Genomic DNA, 17,276 nt, shown 5'->3' on the forward strand with positions numbered 1-17,276 from the left:
ACACCCCTTATTAAGGTTTTTCGTATCTTTTAGCAGGTTCTTTTAGTTCTTTCTTCAGCTCCTCAACAGCCTTTATCCCTTTTCCTGAAAGCTGATCCTTTGAAGGTATGATAACATTTACAACAACGACAAGATCACCATAACCTGAAGATTTAAGCTTTGGCATTCCCTTTCCGTAAATTCTTATACTCTCACCGCTCTGCGTTCCAGGTTTTATCTTTATCTTCTCCTTTTTTCCATCTAATAATGGAACTTCCAGCTCTGTTCCAAGTATGGCCTCAGCAACATTTATATTTAATCTTATGTAAAGGTTGTCTCCTCTCCTTTCATAAAGAGGATGGGTAGATACATTTACTATGATCCAGAGGTCACCTGGAGCACCTCCAAACTTTCCGCTGTGTCCCTTACCAGGAACTCTAAGTTTAGTTCCGTTATCAACGCCTGGTGGTATCTTTACCTTAACTGTCTCAGTTTTCATCACAAGACCACGTCCGTTACATCTATCACACGGATCCTGGAGATAACCAAGACCGTGACATCTTGGACATGTCTGTGTTATATGCATAAAGCCTGATGTATATGTTATCTGACCTGTTCCTCTACACTCAGGACAGCTGACAGGTGTGCTTCCAGGTTTTTCACCTGTCCCTGCACATTTTTCACATACAACGTATCTTGGAACTTCAAGTGAAAGTGTTGTTCCCCTGTAAGCATCCTCAAGGGATACTGTCACAGTCTGGTATATATCCTCTCCTCTCTGTCTCTGGTAACCTTTTTTCCTTTCAGATGTTCTTCTTCTCCCACCGAATATATCACCAAAGTTAAAAAGATCCTCAAGTATGTCGTCTATATTCATTCCAAAACCGCCAAATCCTGAAAAGCCTTCGAAATCCTGTGACTTCTGTCCGGCTCCTGTAAATGCAGCATGACCGAACTGATCGTAAAGCTTTCTCTTCTCAGGATCGGAAAGTACCTGGTAAGCCTCACTTATCTCCTTAAATTTTTCCTCAGCTTCTTTATTATTTGGGTTCAGGTCGGGATGGTATTTTCTGGCCAGTCTTCTGTATGCTTTTTTTATCTCATCCTGTGAAGCTGTTCTGCTTACCCCTAAGATTTCGTAGTAATCCTTCTGTGCAGGCATTAATCATACACCCCTGTATATTTTTTATATCAATGAAAAATATATAACTTTAGTCTGATATTGTCAAATTTTTAGGATGATCTTTTCCTCACCTCAACACTTAACCTGTGGGCATAGAGACCTTCTGCTGTTGCTATCTGTCTTGCATACTTTTCAACCCTGTCAAAACCTTCCCTTGAAACATAAATGATAGAAGATCTTTTGATAAAGTCATAAACCCCAAGTGGTGAAGAGAATCTTGCTGATCTTCCTGTTGGAAGGACATGGTTTGGACCAAGTATATAATCCCCTAAAGGCTCTGTTGAGTACTCTCCAAGGAATATTGCACCTGCATGTTTTATCTTTTCAAGAAGATCAAATGGAGATTTTGTTATTATCTCAAGATGCTCAGGGGCTATGAAGTTTGATACTTCACATGCTGTGTCAAGGTCATCAACGATAAATATATGACCGTAGTTATCCAGGGATTTCCTTGCTATCTCTTCCCTTTCAAAATCCTTAAGAAGGACGTTGTAAAGTATATTTTTTACATCTATTGCAAGATCCTCTGATGTTGTAACAAGTATAGAAGCTGCGAGTTCATCATGTTCAGCCTGTGATAAAAGATCAGCTGCTACCCATTCTGGGTTTGCTGTCTCGTCTGCTATCACAAGTATCTCAGAAGGTCCAGCTATAGAATCTATATCAACAATTCCGTAAACATTCTTTTTTGCAAGGGCAACAAAAATATTCCCGGGTCCAACAATCTTATCAACCTTTTTGACTGTTTCTGTACCGTAAGCCATAGCTGCTATAGCCTGAGCTCCTCCTATCCTGTAAACTGTATCAACTCCACATAAAAATGCTGCAGCAAGTGTATACTTGTTCGGGTTTGGTGAGCACATAACCATCTCTTTAACGCCTGCAACCTTTGCTGGAGCTGCGTTCATTATAACTGTTGATGGGTAGGCAGCCTTTCCACCGGGAACATACAGACCAACCCTTTCCATAGGTATAACTTTTTGACCGAGAAGCATCCCCTCTTCCTCAAGTAGATAGGATCTCTCTATCTGTGCTTCATGAAAAGATTTAACCCTTTCAAGGGCAACCTCAAGAGCCCATTTTGTATCATCATCAAGCTGATCATATGCCTTTTCAAGCTCATCAAATGTTATAACAAGCTCTTCAGGAGATGAAAGCTTAACCTTGTCAAAAAGCTCTGTGTAATCAATTAATGCCTCATCACCTTTCTCTTTAACATTTTTTATAATATCCTTTACAGCTGTCTCGTACTGCTCTATCTCCATCTCACTTCTTTTTATAAGCTTAATAAGTTCTTCATTTGTCTGGTACTCCCTGTTTCTTAGATCAACTATTCTCATCTCTTACCTCTCTTTATGTACTTTTATTTAAATATGATAACATTATATCCGTTATGTATTACCTTAAGTTGGGAAAACTTAACGTTGTTTTTACAGCAAGAAAAGATGGAAATATGCGTAATTTTCAAAAAAGGAAGGAAACAGCACAAAATTTTGGATTTACAGATATATATATCCCAAAACAGAAGCATACAGATATAATAACAGATCTGGAGAATCCTGATACTGTTGCTGATGGGGTTTATACAGAAAAAAAGATGAGACCTGTTGGTGTTTTAACAGCAGACTGTATGGCTGTTGTAATGTCAGATATGGAGAGGGTTGTTGTTGTTCATGCAGGATGGAGAGGTCTCTTAAATGGAATAGTAGATAAAGGTCTGGATTATTTTACTGACAGAAAAGATCTGATCGTGTTTGTATCCCCACACGCAAGAGCATGCTGTTACGAGGTGAAGGAAGATTTTGTGGATTATGCAAAAAGATCTGGTGTTTCTGAAGAATACTTTACATACAGGGATGGAAGGATATATTTTTCAATGAGTGATCTTTTAATAGATAGATTAAAAAGCTGTGGAATTGAAAGAGTTATTGATGTATCTTTATGTACAATCTGTGATGGTGAGTTTTTCTCCTATAGAAAGGGAGATTTTGAGGAAAGAATATTAACATTTTCATGGCTTTCGGAGGACTGAATGGGACTTAAGGAGTTTTTAAGTAAGTTGAAAGGAAAGAGGAAGCTCCAGATAGAAAGGGGCGAATGGATTAAATGTGATAAATGTAAAACGCTCCTTTACAGTGAGGATCTTAAAAGGAATATGAAGATCTGCCCACACTGCGGTTATAACTTCAGGATGACAGCACAGGAGAGGGTTGATTCACTCTTAGATGAGGTTTACACTTACGATCTTTTCCCGAAGATAAAGCCTGTTGATATTATAGGCTTTAAGGATACAAAAAAGTACAGAGATAGACTGAAACAGGCACAGGAAAAAACAGGTCTAAATGATGCGATCATAATAGCGAATGGAAAGATTTACGACAGGGAGATAGTTTTAGGGGCTATGGACTTCAGGTTTATGGGCGGGAGTATGGGAAGTGTTGTAGGAGCAAAGTTCGTTAGGGGAGCCCAGTATGCTATAGAGAAGAGGATACCTTTTATTGTTGTTACAGCATCAGGTGGTGCAAGAATGCAGGAGAGTATAGTATCACTTATGCAGATGGCAAAAACATCAATAGCTGTTGATAGAATGAACAAAGCGGGGATACTTTATATAACAGTTCTTACAGATCCTACAATGGGAGGAGTTTCCGCAAGCTTTGCATTCCTGGGAGATGTGATAATAGCAGAACCTGACAGCCTTATAGGTTTTGCAGGTCCAAGGGTTATAGAACAGACAATAAGACAGCAGCTTCCTGAAGGATTCCAGAGATCAGAGTTCTTACTTGAGAAAGGTCAGATAGATATGGTTGTTGACAGGAAAAATCTGAAGAAAACTATATACACATTAATAAAGCAGATGCAGGGCTGATATGGATATACCTGTTATATGTATAGTTGGAGCCCACAACAGCGGTAAGACAACATTTATAACAAAACTTATATCACTTTTAAAATCTGAAGGTTATAAGATAACAGCTGTAAAGCACGATCCTAAGGGAAAGGCTGTTACTGACACACCGGGAAAGGACAGTTTTAAGATGTATCAGGCAGGTGCGGATCAGGTTATACTCGCATCACCTGATAAGATAACCTCATACATAAGACCAGAAAAGAATTACACACCTGAATATATAATTGAAAATCTGATTGTGGGAGATCCTGATCTTATAATCCTTGAAGGTTTTAAATGGTTTGACGGTATTGATAAGTACGAGGTTATAAGGAAAGAGGAAAAAAGGGATCTTCTTTTAAAGGACAGTCCAGACCTGAAAGGTGTGATAACAGACTACTATGGATTCAATCCATCCTTTGATATAAACGATCCTGTCCAGTTCATGGAATATCTTAAAAGAGAGTATCTTAGATAGTATAATATTTAAAAAGGTTCAGGAGGGCTATCTTGCTTTTACATATAGTTTTCGCAGGCACTGTTCAGGGTGTAGGTTTCAGATACTTTGTGAAAAGGAAAGCGGATCAGTTTGGCGTTAAAGGCTTTGTAAGGAACCTTCCAGATGGAACTGTTGAGGTTATGGCTGAAGGAGACGAAGATGTATTAAAAGAGTTTATGTCTGCTATAGAGAAAGGTCCACCTTTGGCTGAGGTAACTGGACTCAGATATGAGTTTATAGATAAAGATGGAGGGTTCTCCGATTTTGAAATTCAGTATTAGATATATATTAGTAGCAGTTCTGACTTTATGTTTTTCTGTTTTAGCTGAAGAATACACGGTAAGATCAGGAGATAGTTTAGACAGGATAGCAAGGAAGTTTGGTGTTTCAGTTCAGGATATTATTAGAGAAAATAATCTAAAAAAGCCTTACAGGATATATCCTGGTCAGAAGCTTAAAATCCCCCAGACTGATTTTATATATCACAGAGTTAAGTACGGTGAAAATCTCAGCTATATAGCAAAAAAGTATAAGGTTTCTGTTAAGAGTATTATAAGGGCAAACGGTCTGAAAAAACCTTATGTAATAAGAACAGGACAGATACTGAAAATCCCAAAAAAATCTGTTAAATCCTCAACTATTACTGAAGAACGTTACTGTAAGATAAAGCATAAAGTCAAAAAAGGTGAAAGCCTTATAACAATAGCAAAAAAGTACAGGGTATGGGTTAAGGATATAAAAAGGCTTAACAATATAAAGGGGAACACCATAAGGGTTGGACAGGTTCTCTGTATAAAAGAGGGTGTGAAGAAGTCAGTTAAAAAATCAAAGAAAAGTAAAGGTTCATCTATAATCGTAAAGAAAAAGAAGATAGTAAGAAAAAAGATAATACGTTACAGGGTAAAATCCGGAGATAGTCTTGCAAAGATAGCAAAAAGATACGGAACTACAATCTCCGAGATAGCAAGACTGAATGGACTTAAAAAGCCTTACACAATATACCCGGGTCAGAGACTCAAGATCCCTAAGAAGATCGTTTATGTAGAGGAGGAGATAGTTAAGAGAAAATCTGTTCCATTTGGTTTTATATGGCCTGTTGATGGAAAGATCGTTAAAAATTTTGTTAACAACTCACAGATGAGACATCTTGGTATAGATATCCAGACTGAGTGTGATACCCCTGTAAAGGCTGCAGAGGATGGGAAGGTGATATTTGCTGGAGACAGTATAAAGGCTTATGGGAGGCTGATAGTTATAAAACATGCAAATAATTTCAATACTGTGTACGGTCATATAAACCAGATAAATGTTAAGGATGGGCAGGTTGTAAAAAAAGGAGACACTATAGGAACAGCAGGTTTACTTAATAACTCTGAAAAATGCGGGATATACTTTGAGATAAGAAAAAATACTGTACCTGTTGACCCTCTTGTTTTTTTAAATGAGAAGCCAAATTTAGATAAAAAGGAAAATTGATATAAAATATTAGGCTATTAATATTTTGTTAGAGGTGGAAATGGAAGACAAAAAATATCCAGAGTTTCCAAGGATAAAGAGGCTTCCCCATTACGTTTTTGCTATAGTTAACGATCTGAAGGCAAGACTGAGAAGGGAAGGGGAAGATATTATAGATTTTGGTATGGGAAACCCGGATCTAAAGCCGGCTCAACATGTTATAGATAAACTGTGTGAATCGGCAAGAAAGAAAACAACACACAGATACTCAATGTCACAGGGAATACCAAGACTTAGAAAGGCTATAACTGACTTTTATAAAGAAAGGTTTGGTGTTGAGCTTGATCCAGATGAGGAGGCGATTCTTACAATAGGTTCAAAGGAAGGTCTTTCACATCTGATGCTCGCTATGCTTTCACCCGGTGATATAGCCCTCGTCCCAAGTCCAAGATATCCTATACATTACTACGCACCTGTTATCGCAGGAGCTTCTGTTCTTACAGTTCCACTTCCACTTGAGGGATCAGATGATGAGAAACAGGAGCAGTTCTTGAAAAATATATATGAGTCTTACGAGGACAGCTATCCGGAACCTAAGGTTCTTCTTCTAAACTTCCCAAACAATCCAACAACAATGACTGTAACGATTGATTTCTTTAAAGAGATCATCTCTTTTGCAAAGAAAAAAGGGATGTGGGTTATACATGATTTTGCCTACGCTGATCTTTGTTACGACGGGTATCAGGCTCCAAGTATCTTACAGGTTGAGGGAGCAAAGGATATAGCTGTTGAGACATACTCCCTTACAAAGGGATTCTCTATGGCTGGATGGAGGGTAGGTTTTGTTCTCGGAAATCCTGTTCTTGTATATAACCTGAAAAGACTTAAAAGCTATCTTGATTACGGAATGTTCACACCAATTCAGGTGGCAAGTATCATAGCCTTAGAAAGTGATTACAGTATAGTTGAGAAAGCAAGGGACACTTACAGTGAGAGACTGGATGTTCTCGTAGATGGACTGAATAAAGCTGGATGGAAGGTAGAGAAGCCAAAGGCAACGATGTTCCTGTGGGCTAGAATACCTGATGAGTTTCAGCATCTTGGATCTGTAGAGTTCAGTAAGCTTCTTCTGACTGAGGCAAATGTTGCTGTTGCTCCCGGTGTTGGGTTTGGAGAGCATGGAGAAGGGTATGTGAGATTTGCTGTTGTTGAAAACAAGAAGAGAATAAGACAGGCTGTTAGAAATATAAAGAGATTTATGAAGAAGTACAGAAAGGAGGTTCCTGTATAGGATAGTATGGAACAGCTCTCAGTATTAGAAGTTGATAGGATAAAAAAAAGGTATAAAGACAGAACTGTAATAGATGGAATTTCACTTTATGTTAAAGAGGGGGAGATAGTAGGACTGCTTGGACCTAATGGTGCAGGTAAAACAACAACATTCAGATGTCTCCTTGGATTCATAAAACCGGATGAAGGGAGAATAAGGCTTAATGGTGAGGATATAACAGATCTACCTGTTTATGAGAGGGCAAAAAAGGGTATATCATTTCTTCCTCAGGAGTCTTCCATATTCAGAGACCTTACTGTATGGGAAAATGTTGCGATGTTCCTGCAGTTCAGAACTGAAGATCCTGTTGAGATAGAGGAAAAGGGGAGAGCCTTACTTGAGGATTTTGGTATATACCATCTTAAGGATCAGAAAGCATCAACACTCTCAGGTGGTGAGAGAAGGAGACTTGAGATAGCAAGATCCCTTGTTATAAACCCTTCATTCCTTCTTTTAGATGAGCCTTTTGCAGGTGTTGATCCTGTATCAGTTAAGGATATAAACAATCTTATTAAAGATCTTGTAAAGAGGGATATAGGTGTTATTGTAACGGATCACAATGTGAGGGAGACATTAAAGATCACTGATAGAGCATACATAATAGCTCACGGAAAGGTTATAAGTGAAGGGACACCACAGGAGATAGTAAACGATCCAACAGTAAGAAAGATATTCTTAGGTGAAGATTTCACATTAGCCTGATGTATTACAGTATAAAACTGAGAGCTTCAAGAGATGGAAAACATCTGTCTGGTGGTGAGAGGATAGTTTTAAAGGATAAGATAGAGGAAGCTGTAAATCAGCTTTACAGAAAGGCAGAACCAAAAGATCCAGATGAGATAAACATAAAGATTGAGAGTATAAAAGAAAAGCCTTTAGTAATCAAAAGTTCACTGAAAATAGAGAATATAATCTGTGAGGATTATAAAAGCTCAAATCAGATAGCTTTAGAGATTCTTAAAAGATCAACAGGAATACCTGTAGAAAGACTTAAAGAGCTTATAGATCTTGTACATACAGGTTCAGCTCCAGATGGAAGCAATATGAGAGGGGCTATGATTGTAAACCAGAAAGGGGAGAGAATAGAGCTTGATCATTTCAGGGGAATCAGAACCACAACGGTGGATTTTTTAGATAGAGATAAGATCTTGAAAAAACTTGTAAAGAAAGGTTATACAGAAAGAACGGTAGATGCCCTCTGCCTCACAACAAAAAATATGCTTTACCCTGATATGATAGCCGAGTACTGTATATCAGATGAGCCGGATTATATCACAGGTTATGTCTCAACAAAGGATTTTTACTACAGGATCACACCTCTAAAGTCTGAGGGAAACCCAAAAGGTGGAAGGATTTACTTTGTGAGGAATAGTATTGATCTTCAGGATTTTTACAGATTTCTGCAGGAAAAACCTGTTTTAATAGAGGATGTTGGTATTGATTGATAAGTTTGAGAAAGTTCTTAAGAGTGTGGCAAGATCAAAAAGAACGATCACATACAGTCAGCTTTTAAAAGAGGTAAACCTGATATCAGACAGAAAAGTCCCTTTAAAAGGAAAGGTGGCTGTTTTTATTCTCTCTAAGAATCTTCAAGATGTATGTAGAAGATCTGTTAAAGCTGGAAAACCAATGCTTGGAGCTGTGGCTGTCAGCAGGAAAGGATACCCATCTGAGGGCTTTTTTAGACTTGCTCAGGAGATTTATGGTATCCAGCTAAAAACTGATGAAGATAGAAAAATTTTCTGGCAGAATGAATTAAAAAAGGTTTTTGAGGAGTTTGGAGATTAAAAAGATATTTATACACGGCTGGAGTTTCTCATCGGAAATATGGGAAAGATTTAAAAATATTGGAAACTCTGTATTCCTTGATCTCCCTTTTCACGGAAATAATATTAATTTTTCCGATAAGGATATCTTAAATAATTTTTCTGAAAATCTATTTTCTTATATTGAAAGCTGTGATGAAGAGGTTGTGTTGATAGGCTGGTCACTTGGAGCTACTGTGGGCGTATTAACAGCATTAAAAAAACCTAAGAATCTAAAGAAGATTATCCTGATAGGCTTCTCACCTAAGTTTAAAGACAGACAGTTAGGTCATGATCCTTCACGTATTAAAGCTTTTATGATGGCTCTTAGAAAAGATTTTGAAGGAACGGTTTATAACTTCAGAGAAACAGCTGTTGGGAATAGATTTACAGATATACCTTTACCTGAGAAAAATGGGAGTATAAAACTTCTAAGGAAGTTTATAGAAATAGATCTTACAGACAGGCTTGATGAGATTGATATACCTGTTGTTCTGATACACGGTAAGAGAGACAGGATAATAAACTATAATGCTTCTGTTTTCTGTTCAAAAAAGATAAAAAATTCCAGTCTTATCCTTACAGATTCACACCACGCACCATTTTTAGAAATGCCGGAAATTATATCTGATACTCTGATATAATGATTCTCTTAAGATTTTTGACAGAAAGGTAAGAAGTTGAAAAATCTTGTTAGATTTTCATTTTCAAGGTTCTCAGAAAGTTACGACAGGGAAGCTCTTTTACAGAGAGATGCTGCAAAGATACTCATTGATTTTGCAGGTGAGCTTAAAGGTAGAGGTATTGATTTAGGCTGTGGAACAGGTTTTTTATACAGATTATCAGGATGGGAGAATATCACAGGTATAGATATATCAGAGGATATGATCAGATTTTACAGAAGGTTTAATCCTGCAGGTATAGTAGCTGATATGGAGGATCTTCCTTTCAGGGATAAAAGTTTTGATTATGCTGTTTCTAACTTTTCCATACACTGGGCAGATTTTGAAAAGACAGTTAAAGAGATAAAAAGGGTTCTGAAGGATAATGGAAAGTTTGTATTCAATATACCTTTATCAGGAAGTATGAGTGTTGTAGAGGAGATATTAGGGGATACAAAGTTTGATTTTCTACCAGCTGAAAAAGTGATTGAACTGTTAGACAAAAATCAGTTTAGTGTGGAACAGTTTTTTATTAAGGATCTGAAAAAAGATTTTGAGGATGGATACAGCCTTCTTACACACCTTCACAAAACAGGTGTTGCGATAAACACAGGCAGTAAAACACTTGGTGAGAAAAGAAAGATAGTTAAAAAATTCAAAGAATACACCCATCCAGTAATACTGAACTTTAAGCTTCTGTTCGTGAAAGCTAAGTTGTAAAAATAGGGATTTATCTCATTAGGGAATGATAAGAAGGCAAAGGATAAACAGAGGGGAATTATGAGTTATATCCGAAGAAAAGGAAGTCAGACATTCCCAAAGCCACTCAATTCTCCGGCAGTCTAAAGAAGTATGCTAAAAAGAAAAAACTATTGAAAAAATAATGAAAGAAGAACGAAAAGCTCTTGAGGAGAGGATTGTTGAGAAATATAAAGGTAGTTGATACAAATTTAATTTTAAGATGTTCTCTTGGAGATGGAAAACTTGTGATAATTCCTGTGAGAACTATGAAAAAAACCAAAATTATATATAGAAAAGCTTTTTAAAGAAGAGAATAAAGAAAATCTTTACACTACATTGCATTTAATATATATTATGTAGTGTAATGAAGAATAAAATCCTAGAAAATATCTTAATAGAAGAAAGAGAAAGACTATTAGGAAGATTAAAAGCAATAGAACATAGACTAAAATCTTTACCTTCTGGATGGATAAGAGAAATAAAAAAAGAGAATAAAACCTATAAATATCTATATCAATCCAAAAGAGAAGGAAAAAAAGTAAAGTCTATTTTCGTAGGAAAAGTTGATGAAAATCTTGAAAAACAAATAAATGAAAGAAGAAAATTGATAGAAGAGAAAAAACAGCTAAAAGAAAGGGTTAAAGAGTTAAATAAAATCTTAGAGTTATATTAAAAACATCCGTTTTTTATATAAAACAAACTTAATAGAAACTTATATATTTTTGGTAAACTTTTTTTATAAGGAAATGGTAACTTTTATATTTTTTAATCAATTTATAGTCCTATGGTAAAAATTTATTTACACCACATATTTAATAAATAAATTTTAAGTAGGAGACGCATAAATGGAGTATAAGAACAGAATAGTTTCAGATCCAGATATATTAAGGGGTAAACCGAGAATTAAGGGAACAAGAATATCTGTTGAACTTATACTAGAGAAACTTGGAGAAGGAATATCTATAGAAGAACTTCTAAAATCTTATCCAAATTTAACAAGAGAAGATATATTAGCTGCTATTTCTTATTCTGCAGATGTCATTAAAAACGAGGAATTAGTTGAAGGTTAGAATTTTAGCAGATGAGAACGTAAATTATAAAATTATAGAGCATCTCAAAGATAATAATCTTGATGTTATTCCGCTTATAGATTTAGAAAGAGGAATCTCTGATTAGGAAGTTATAAAATTAGCCAAAAAACTTAAAGCAATTATACTTACTGAAGACTCTGATTTTGGTACATGGGCTTTCTCATTAAAAGAAGAAATCAATGGTGTAATTTATATTAGATATAAACCACAAGAATATTTAGAAGTTGCAGAAACGATAGTTCGGGTCGTAAACGAATATAATTTTATAATAAGTTTACCACTATTACAAAGAGCAAAATACGTATTAGAATTCTTTAAAAGCTATAAAAACATAAATATTCAAACGATGAAGGTGCAGGTATAGAAATTCACTGTTTTTTGTATAATTTTAAGGTAGTGAAATTTTTGTATGGAGTAATTAGGATGAAGATAATAATTGATGTGTCAAATGAAAGAAAAGCAAAGCACCTGATTGATATATTGAAAGATATTCCTTATGTAAAAAACATTAAGATTGAACACAAAAAGGAAAAGAGAAAACCAGATTTTAAGTCGGTTTTTGGAATATGGAAAGATAGAGAGATAACAATAGAAGACATTAGAAAGAAAGCATGGGGAAAGATAGCTGAATGATAATTTTAGATACCAACATAATCATTGAATTATTTAAAGGAAACACCGAAACAAGAGAGCTTCTTGAGAGTAGAAATGAAGAAAACTTCTCAATTAGTATTATAACCGGTATGGAGCTATACTATGGAGCTATAAATAAAAGGGAGTTAAACAAAATAAAGAAATTTCTAAAAAGTTTTAATCTATTAGCAATAAACGAGGAAATATCAAGAATATCTTTAGAATTAATAGAAAAATATTCCAAAAGTCATGGATTAGAAATTCCTGATGCTTTAATAGCAGCAACATCTATATATTATGATGCTCCATTACTAACTTATAACAAAAAAGACTTCAAATATATCAAAGATTTAAAGCTTCTTTAGAATTAAAAATTGGTATTACATGAAAGCAAATAATATAGTGCTTTTTGTATAGATACTCATATATTGTTTTGTTTTAATCAACTTATAGTCCTATGGTAAAATTCTGCATAAGACACATCTTTTATCTTATAAAATCGCTGCATTTTAGGTAGGAGTGTTATTATGAAAATTTTAATGGAAGTCCCTGATGAATTAAAGCTAAAAGAAGATGAAATAAAAATAGCAGCATTAGCTAAATTATACGAACTTGGAAAAATATCTTCTGGTAAAGCTGCAGAACTTTTAGGTATTTCCCGTATTGAGTTTTTAGATTTACTTGGAAAGTATAAAGTTCAGATAGAACCAGATACAGAGAAGGAACTTTTAAAGGATATAGAGAATGCCTAAGGTTGTATCAAATACCACCCAGCTTCTATCTTTTATAAAACTAATTATCAAGAGATAGAAAAAGGAAAAAGCAAATATTACATAAGTATCTCTGATGAAAGCTGGATAAAAATCGTTAAGGTTAAAAATAAAAGTTTAATAAAACAATTGAAAGAAAACTTGGATAAAGGAGAAGCTGAAACTATTGCATTATCAATAGAAATCTCAGCAGATTTATTGTTAATGGATGAAAAACTTGGAAGAAAAATTGCTGAAGAAAAAGGTATAAAAATCAGTGGAACAATTGGAGTATTACTTAAGGCTAAGAAAAAAGGAATTATTCAAGAAGTCAAACCCTTAATATATGAATTGATAGCTTTCATAAACTGGCATTACAGAAAAGCAATCCACCAGAGACTTTGAAAAATTTTCCAATTAGACGTATATTTATTTTAAAATTGTACGTCAGAGGTAAAAATGAAAACAAAGCTAACCTTAAGAATGGAAAAAGATGTAATAGAAAAGATAAAAGAAGTATCTAAGGAAAAAGGTATATCAGTATCAAAACTGATTGAAAACTTTTTTAAAACTTTAACAAAGGAAGAAGAAGAAAATCTAACCCCAACGGTAAAGAAATTAAAAGGAATATTGAAGAATAAAGAAATTGATGAGGATGAATACAGAAAATATTTAGAGGATAAATATCTGTGAGAGTACTGTTTGATACAAATGTTATTTTAGACCTTCTACTTGACAGAAAACCATTTTCTGAGCATTCAGCAGTTATAATCTCAGAAGTGGAAAAAGGAAAAATAACAGGAGTTTTATCTGCTACTACTATAACAACTATATACTACCTCGTTGCAAAGTATTTGAGTAAGAAAGAAGCAGACAGAAGTATGGAGCTGATTTTTTCTTTATTTGAAATAGCACCTGTAAATAGAACAGTCCTTGAGACAGCCAAAAGGTTAAATTTTAATGATTTTGAAGATGCTGTAATATACGCATCAGCAATCCACTCAAAAGTAGATAGTGTAATAACACGAAACATTAAAGATTTTAAATCAAAAGAGATTCCTGTTTACGAGCCTGCAGAATTTTTAAAGATTCTAAAAACCTGTAAATAAATGTTTAATTTGAAACTGATATTATATAAAGCAAAAGCTGAAGGCTCACTGGATGAGCTTAGGGAATACTAAAAACAGATAGATCCGCTGAAAAGCTTGAGAGATTTATGATAGACAGTAAGAAAGTTGCATTCCTAACTCAATGTATATACTTTAAAGTAGATACAGATGTAGAGGTGATGTAAAGTGAAAAAGACAAAAATCTTTAAAAGCGGAAACTCCTTAGCGGTGAGAATACCTAAAGGCTATCATATAAATGCTGAAGAGGTTTACATTACAAAGTATGACAATAAACTGGTCATATTCCCTGAAAAAGAGAAGTGGGATGTACTATTTGAGATATTAGAGGAACTGGACGAGATGGAAAGGAAGGATTTTCTTAAAAACAGAAATCAGCCAGAACCTCAAGAAAGAGAGTTGTTCTAATGATCTATATGCTTGATACAAATATATGTAGTTTCATAATTAGAGAAAGACCTCTAACTGTAAAAGAAAAACTAAAAATAATTGATATAAATAATAATAAAGTTGTACTGTCAAGTATTGTTGCATCAGAACTTCTGTATGGAGCTTATAAAATAGGAAGCCCGAAACTGATAGATACTGTAAAAACGTTCATTGATTTCTTTGAGGTTTTACCGTTCGATTTAAGTGCAGCTGAAGAATATGGAAAAATAAGGTCTTTTCTGGAAAAGAAAGGTATTGTTATCGGTGCTTATGACCTTCAGATAGCTGCCCACGCAAGATCTATAAATGCTATCCTGGTTACAAACAACATAGAAGAGTTCTCAAGAGTAGAAGGTCTAAAAATAGAAGATTGGACAAAGTAAAAAAACTGAGGAGCTGAAAGATTGGTTTAAGAAGTTTACTGGTTTTCCCTTATCTTTGTTCTGAAAATTCTCAGTTTCTGTCCATCAACTTCCTCAAACTCTGGAGGAAGGATATCCTCTATTGTGTGAAGTTCCTTTATTCCGTATTGACTGCACAGAACGTTTATAGATTTTATTATGTCTTCCTTTTCCATCACGGAAGTTTCCCAGTATGTTGCGAAGATCAGATCACCTTTTGAGTCATGGATGGCAAGTCTAAGCTCATCAACAACCTCAAGTTCAGGATCTCCATACATAGTAAGTGTACCGTAAAGCTCCTTTTCCATACCTACCTCACGCTATAACTAAATTTTTGCCTTTCTTTTTTGCAGTATAAAGGTTCTGATCGGCCTTTTGTATGATCTGTTTAATATTTAATGTCTCATCAGGATAGACCGTGATCAGTCCTATGCTTATGGTCACATTAATTTTATGGCTGTCGCATTTTATGCTGGCTTTTTCTATATTTTTCCTCGTTCTTTCCATTATTCTGTAAGCATGTTTACTGTCTGTTGATGGAAGTAAAACTAAGAACTCCTCACCACCGTATCTGAAAACAAAATCAGACTTTCTGAGTGATTTCTTTATTATCTTTGCTATCTCCTTTAAAACACAGTCTCCCACAATATGACCGTATGTATCGTTTATCCTCTTAAAGTTATCCACATCAAGCATGGCTATTGAGAAGGGAGTTTCAGATATCTTTGATATCTCTATTGTTCTTGCTATTATCATATCCATAACTGTTCTGTTTAAAAGATCAGTAAGGGGATCTCTTCTTGATTTTTCTATGTTTTCCCTTGCAATAGCTACTGTAAATATACTTATCATTGACAGAACATTTTTAACGAGGGATATATACGCCTCAAGGAGTTTAAGATACTCCTTCTTTTTTATACTCGCATATATCTCTTTTGCGTTTTCGTGAATAGTGGTGTGGACGAACCTTAACTGTTCAATATCTTTGCTGTCCTCTAATAGTACTTTTACATTTTCGGGATCAAGCAGCTCTTTGATTTTACACCTGTTCTCATCTATTTCTATTGATGGTTTTTCCCTTAGATTTTGAATATCTGAGGTTAGATCGAAAAACCATATAAGATGTTCTTTTATAAATTTTTCCTGGAACTGCCTCTTTATCTTTTTTTCTATCTCTTTTTTTATAATAACTCTGTCATCCTCTATAATTGAGAAAAGATAGCCAAGGGCTGAAAAATCTTTTATTCTCTCAAAAAATATAAAAAATTCCGTTATTATCTCTGGAGTTGCCAAGCCTTCTTTTGTGAGGGTAATAATAATATGCTTCTGTAGTTTTTCTATAGATGAGAAAAACTCAACATAAGGAAGGTTCAGACTGTAATGAAATTTACCGAGATTTATGTACCTATCTCTAAGTTCTTCCTCATTTTCATCTAATGAGGTCAGAAAACTTTTTATCTGGTTTTCTTTTATCTTTTCAATACTGCGATTTTCAAAGAATTTCTTTAAATATGGATCATCTACAAGTTCAGATATAAAATTTTCATAAGCTTTTTTTATAATATCTTTAAATATCTTTTTATCCATAATACCATTCCCATTTTTAATATATATTGATAAAATATAAAATTCAAACAGTTTTAGAGGAGAGGTATGCCGTACAGACTTTATCAGGAAGAGAAACAAAAAGCTGTTAACATACTGAATGATATAAAGGTAAAGCTTTACAATAGGGGATGGTTTCCTGCCACAAGCGGTAATCTTTCTTACAAACTTCATGATGATCCTCTATATTTTGCTATCACAAGCAGTGGAAAAGATAAAGGAACCGTTACACATGAGGATGTTATATTTGTTGATAAAGATGCAAAACCCATAGAAAAAACAAAACTCAAACCTTCAGCTGAAACAAAAGTTCACTCACAGATATACCAGAGAACAGATGCTGGATGTGTGATACATATACATACTGTGAATAATAACTTTATCTCCCAGTTATACTTTGAAGATGGTTATGTTCCTATTAAAGATATGGAGATGATAAAAGCACTTGATATATGGAAGGAGGATGCATTTATAAAAGTCCCTATCATTGAGAACTTTTTTGATCTTGACAGACTTGCAGAAGAGGCAGGTAAATCCATTAATCCTGAAGTACCTGGACTTCTGATAAGAAATCACGGGATTTATGCATGGGGAAGAGATGAGTTTGAGGCTAAAAGACATGTAGAGGCCTTTGAGTTTATCTTTGAATACATGAGGAATATGATTATTTTTAAAGGCTGTAAAGATATATTTTAGG

General features: G+C 34.7%; 28 protein-coding genes. 24 read left to right on the forward strand and 4 right to left on the reverse strand.

The features are described from left to right. Positions 1-10: 10 nt before the first annotated feature. Together dnaJ and hisD are read right to left on the reverse strand one after the other, a co-directional pair. Entirely contained in the window at positions 11-1,141 is a 1,131-nt protein-coding gene (gene dnaJ / locus PERMA_RS09175; RefSeq protein ID WP_012675495.1) for a molecular chaperone DnaJ, read from the reverse strand. Between the two features lie 71 nt (positions 1,142-1,212). Next, complete coding sequence (gene hisD, locus PERMA_RS09180; RefSeq protein ID WP_012676228.1) at positions 1,213-2,502, reverse strand: histidinol dehydrogenase; 1,290 nt, start codon at positions 2,500-2,502, stop codon at positions 1,213-1,215. Between the two features lie 53 nt (positions 2,503-2,555). On the opposite strand from hisD, the gene PERMA_RS09185 reads away from it, so the two are divergent. The 23 genes from PERMA_RS09185 (at position 2,556) to vapC (ending at position 14,956) form a co-directional block, all read left to right on the forward strand. Beyond that, entirely contained in the window at positions 2,556-3,194 is a 639-nt protein-coding gene (locus tag PERMA_RS09185) for a purine nucleoside phosphorylase YfiH/LACC1 family protein (RefSeq protein WP_041530939.1), read from the forward strand. After that, positions 3,195-4,031 carry an acetyl-CoA carboxylase, carboxyltransferase subunit beta gene (accD, locus tag PERMA_RS09190; protein WP_012676566.1) on the forward strand — a complete coding sequence of 279 codons (837 nt, stop codon included), beginning with the start codon at positions 3,195-3,197 and terminating at the stop codon, positions 4,029-4,031. It begins immediately after the preceding gene. A gap of 1 nt (position 4,032) precedes the next feature. Beyond that, positions 4,033-4,530 carry a molybdopterin-guanine dinucleotide biosynthesis protein B gene (gene mobB / locus PERMA_RS09195; RefSeq protein WP_012676946.1) on the forward strand — a complete coding sequence of 166 codons (498 nt, stop codon included), beginning with the start codon at positions 4,033-4,035 and terminating at the stop codon, positions 4,528-4,530. Between the two features lie 32 nt (positions 4,531-4,562). Further along, the gene (locus tag PERMA_RS09200; RefSeq protein ID WP_012675784.1) at positions 4,563-4,832 is read left to right on the forward strand and encodes an acylphosphatase; all 270 of its coding nucleotides are present in this window, start codon (positions 4,563-4,565) and stop codon (positions 4,830-4,832) included. Beyond that, a complete protein-coding gene (locus tag PERMA_RS09205) occupies positions 4,816-6,027 on the forward strand; it encodes a LysM peptidoglycan-binding domain-containing protein (RefSeq protein ID WP_012676201.1) in 1,212 nt (403 codons plus the stop codon). The genes PERMA_RS09200 and PERMA_RS09205 overlap by 17 nt, the downstream gene beginning before the upstream one ends. 40 nt (positions 6,028-6,067) lie before the next feature. Further along, positions 6,068-7,297, forward strand: a complete 1,230-nt coding sequence (locus PERMA_RS09210; protein ID WP_012675339.1) for an aminotransferase class I/II-fold pyridoxal phosphate-dependent enzyme — start codon at positions 6,068-6,070, stop codon at positions 7,295-7,297. A gap of 6 nt (positions 7,298-7,303) precedes the next feature. Continuing rightward, entirely contained in the window at positions 7,304-8,038 is a 735-nt protein-coding gene (lptB, locus tag PERMA_RS09215; RefSeq protein ID WP_012676642.1) for an LPS export ABC transporter ATP-binding protein, read from the forward strand. Beyond that, a complete protein-coding gene (locus PERMA_RS09220; protein ID WP_049756073.1) occupies positions 8,035-8,781 on the forward strand; it encodes a 6-carboxyhexanoate--CoA ligase in 747 nt (248 codons plus the stop codon). Before lptB ends, PERMA_RS09220 begins: the two co-directional genes overlap by 4 nt. After that, positions 8,774-9,124, forward strand: coding sequence for a hypothetical protein (locus PERMA_RS09225; RefSeq protein ID WP_012676199.1), 351 nt, complete (start codon positions 8,774-8,776; stop codon positions 9,122-9,124). Before PERMA_RS09220 ends, PERMA_RS09225 begins: the two co-directional genes overlap by 8 nt. Then, positions 9,114-9,785, forward strand: a complete 672-nt coding sequence (locus PERMA_RS09230) for an alpha/beta fold hydrolase (protein ID WP_012675350.1) — start codon at positions 9,114-9,116, stop codon at positions 9,783-9,785. Before PERMA_RS09225 ends, PERMA_RS09230 begins: the two co-directional genes overlap by 11 nt. A 36-nt stretch (positions 9,786-9,821) precedes the next feature. Continuing rightward, positions 9,822-10,523: a methyltransferase domain-containing protein gene (locus PERMA_RS09235; RefSeq protein ID WP_012676009.1), complete on the forward strand. Its 702-nt coding sequence runs from the start codon at positions 9,822-9,824 to the stop codon at positions 10,521-10,523. 200 nt (positions 10,524-10,723) lie between these two features. Next, positions 10,724-10,849 (forward strand): hypothetical protein, encoded by a 126-nt coding sequence (locus tag PERMA_RS10930; protein WP_015899011.1) that lies wholly within the window; start codon positions 10,724-10,726, stop codon positions 10,847-10,849. 59 nt (positions 10,850-10,908) lie between these two features. Next, a complete protein-coding gene (locus tag PERMA_RS09240) occupies positions 10,909-11,217 on the forward strand; it encodes a hypothetical protein (RefSeq protein WP_012675749.1) in 309 nt (102 codons plus the stop codon). A 172-nt stretch (positions 11,218-11,389) separates the two neighbouring features. After that, positions 11,390-11,614, forward strand: coding sequence for a DUF433 domain-containing protein (locus PERMA_RS09245; protein WP_012676646.1), 225 nt, complete (start codon positions 11,390-11,392; stop codon positions 11,612-11,614). A gap of 112 nt (positions 11,615-11,726) precedes the next feature. Then, entirely contained in the window at positions 11,727-11,999 is a 273-nt protein-coding gene (locus PERMA_RS10985; RefSeq protein WP_425480266.1) for a DUF5615 family PIN-like protein, read from the forward strand. Between the two features lie 59 nt (positions 12,000-12,058). Beyond that, the gene (locus tag PERMA_RS09250; protein ID WP_012676189.1) at positions 12,059-12,268 is read left to right on the forward strand and encodes a hypothetical protein; all 210 of its coding nucleotides are present in this window, start codon (positions 12,059-12,061) and stop codon (positions 12,266-12,268) included. Then, positions 12,265-12,633, forward strand: coding sequence for a type II toxin-antitoxin system VapC family toxin (locus PERMA_RS09255; protein WP_012675399.1), 369 nt, complete (start codon positions 12,265-12,267; stop codon positions 12,631-12,633). The genes PERMA_RS09250 and PERMA_RS09255 overlap by 4 nt, the downstream gene beginning before the upstream one ends. A 162-nt stretch (positions 12,634-12,795) precedes the next feature. Continuing rightward, positions 12,796-13,020 carry a UPF0175 family protein gene (locus PERMA_RS09260; RefSeq protein WP_012675975.1) on the forward strand — a complete coding sequence of 75 codons (225 nt, stop codon included), beginning with the start codon at positions 12,796-12,798 and terminating at the stop codon, positions 13,018-13,020. A 54-nt stretch (positions 13,021-13,074) separates the two neighbouring features. Continuing rightward, entirely contained in the window at positions 13,075-13,422 is a 348-nt protein-coding gene (locus PERMA_RS09265) for a PIN domain-containing protein (protein WP_472853289.1), read from the forward strand. Between the two features lie 54 nt (positions 13,423-13,476). Further along, positions 13,477-13,710, forward strand: coding sequence for a DUF6364 family protein (locus PERMA_RS09270; protein WP_015898887.1), 234 nt, complete (start codon positions 13,477-13,479; stop codon positions 13,708-13,710). Next, entirely contained in the window at positions 13,707-14,126 is a 420-nt protein-coding gene (locus PERMA_RS09275) for a type II toxin-antitoxin system VapC family toxin (RefSeq protein WP_012676107.1), read from the forward strand. The genes PERMA_RS09270 and PERMA_RS09275 overlap by 4 nt, the downstream gene beginning before the upstream one ends. Before the next feature lie 186 nt (positions 14,127-14,312). Continuing rightward, positions 14,313-14,552, forward strand: coding sequence for an antitoxin (locus tag PERMA_RS09280; protein WP_012676882.1), 240 nt, complete (start codon positions 14,313-14,315; stop codon positions 14,550-14,552). After that, positions 14,552-14,956: a type II toxin-antitoxin system tRNA(fMet)-specific endonuclease VapC gene (vapC, locus tag PERMA_RS09285; RefSeq protein ID WP_012676554.1), complete on the forward strand. Its 405-nt coding sequence runs from the start codon at positions 14,552-14,554 to the stop codon at positions 14,954-14,956. Before PERMA_RS09280 ends, vapC begins: the two co-directional genes overlap by 1 nt. 35 nt (positions 14,957-14,991) lie before the next feature. Here vapC and PERMA_RS09290 read toward each other — a convergent pair whose 3' ends face one another. Beyond that, positions 14,992-15,282 carry a hypothetical protein gene (locus tag PERMA_RS09290; RefSeq protein WP_012675577.1) on the reverse strand — a complete coding sequence of 97 codons (291 nt, stop codon included), beginning with the start codon at positions 15,280-15,282 and terminating at the stop codon, positions 14,992-14,994. Between the two features lie 7 nt (positions 15,283-15,289). Beyond that, positions 15,290-16,561, reverse strand: a complete 1,272-nt coding sequence (locus PERMA_RS10595; protein ID WP_012676208.1) for a GGDEF domain-containing protein — start codon at positions 16,559-16,561, stop codon at positions 15,290-15,292. A 66-nt stretch (positions 16,562-16,627) separates the two neighbouring features. Here PERMA_RS10595 and PERMA_RS09300 point away from each other — a divergent pair, with 66 nt between their 5' ends. After that, complete coding sequence (locus PERMA_RS09300; RefSeq protein WP_012675373.1) at positions 16,628-17,275, forward strand: methylthioribulose 1-phosphate dehydratase; 648 nt, start codon at positions 16,628-16,630, stop codon at positions 17,273-17,275. The last annotated feature ends 1 nt before the right edge of the window (position 17,276 follow it).

Source organism: Persephonella marina EX-H1 (assembly GCF_000021565.1).
Classification (GTDB): Bacteria; Aquificota; Aquificia; order Aquificales; family Hydrogenothermaceae; genus Persephonella; species Persephonella marina.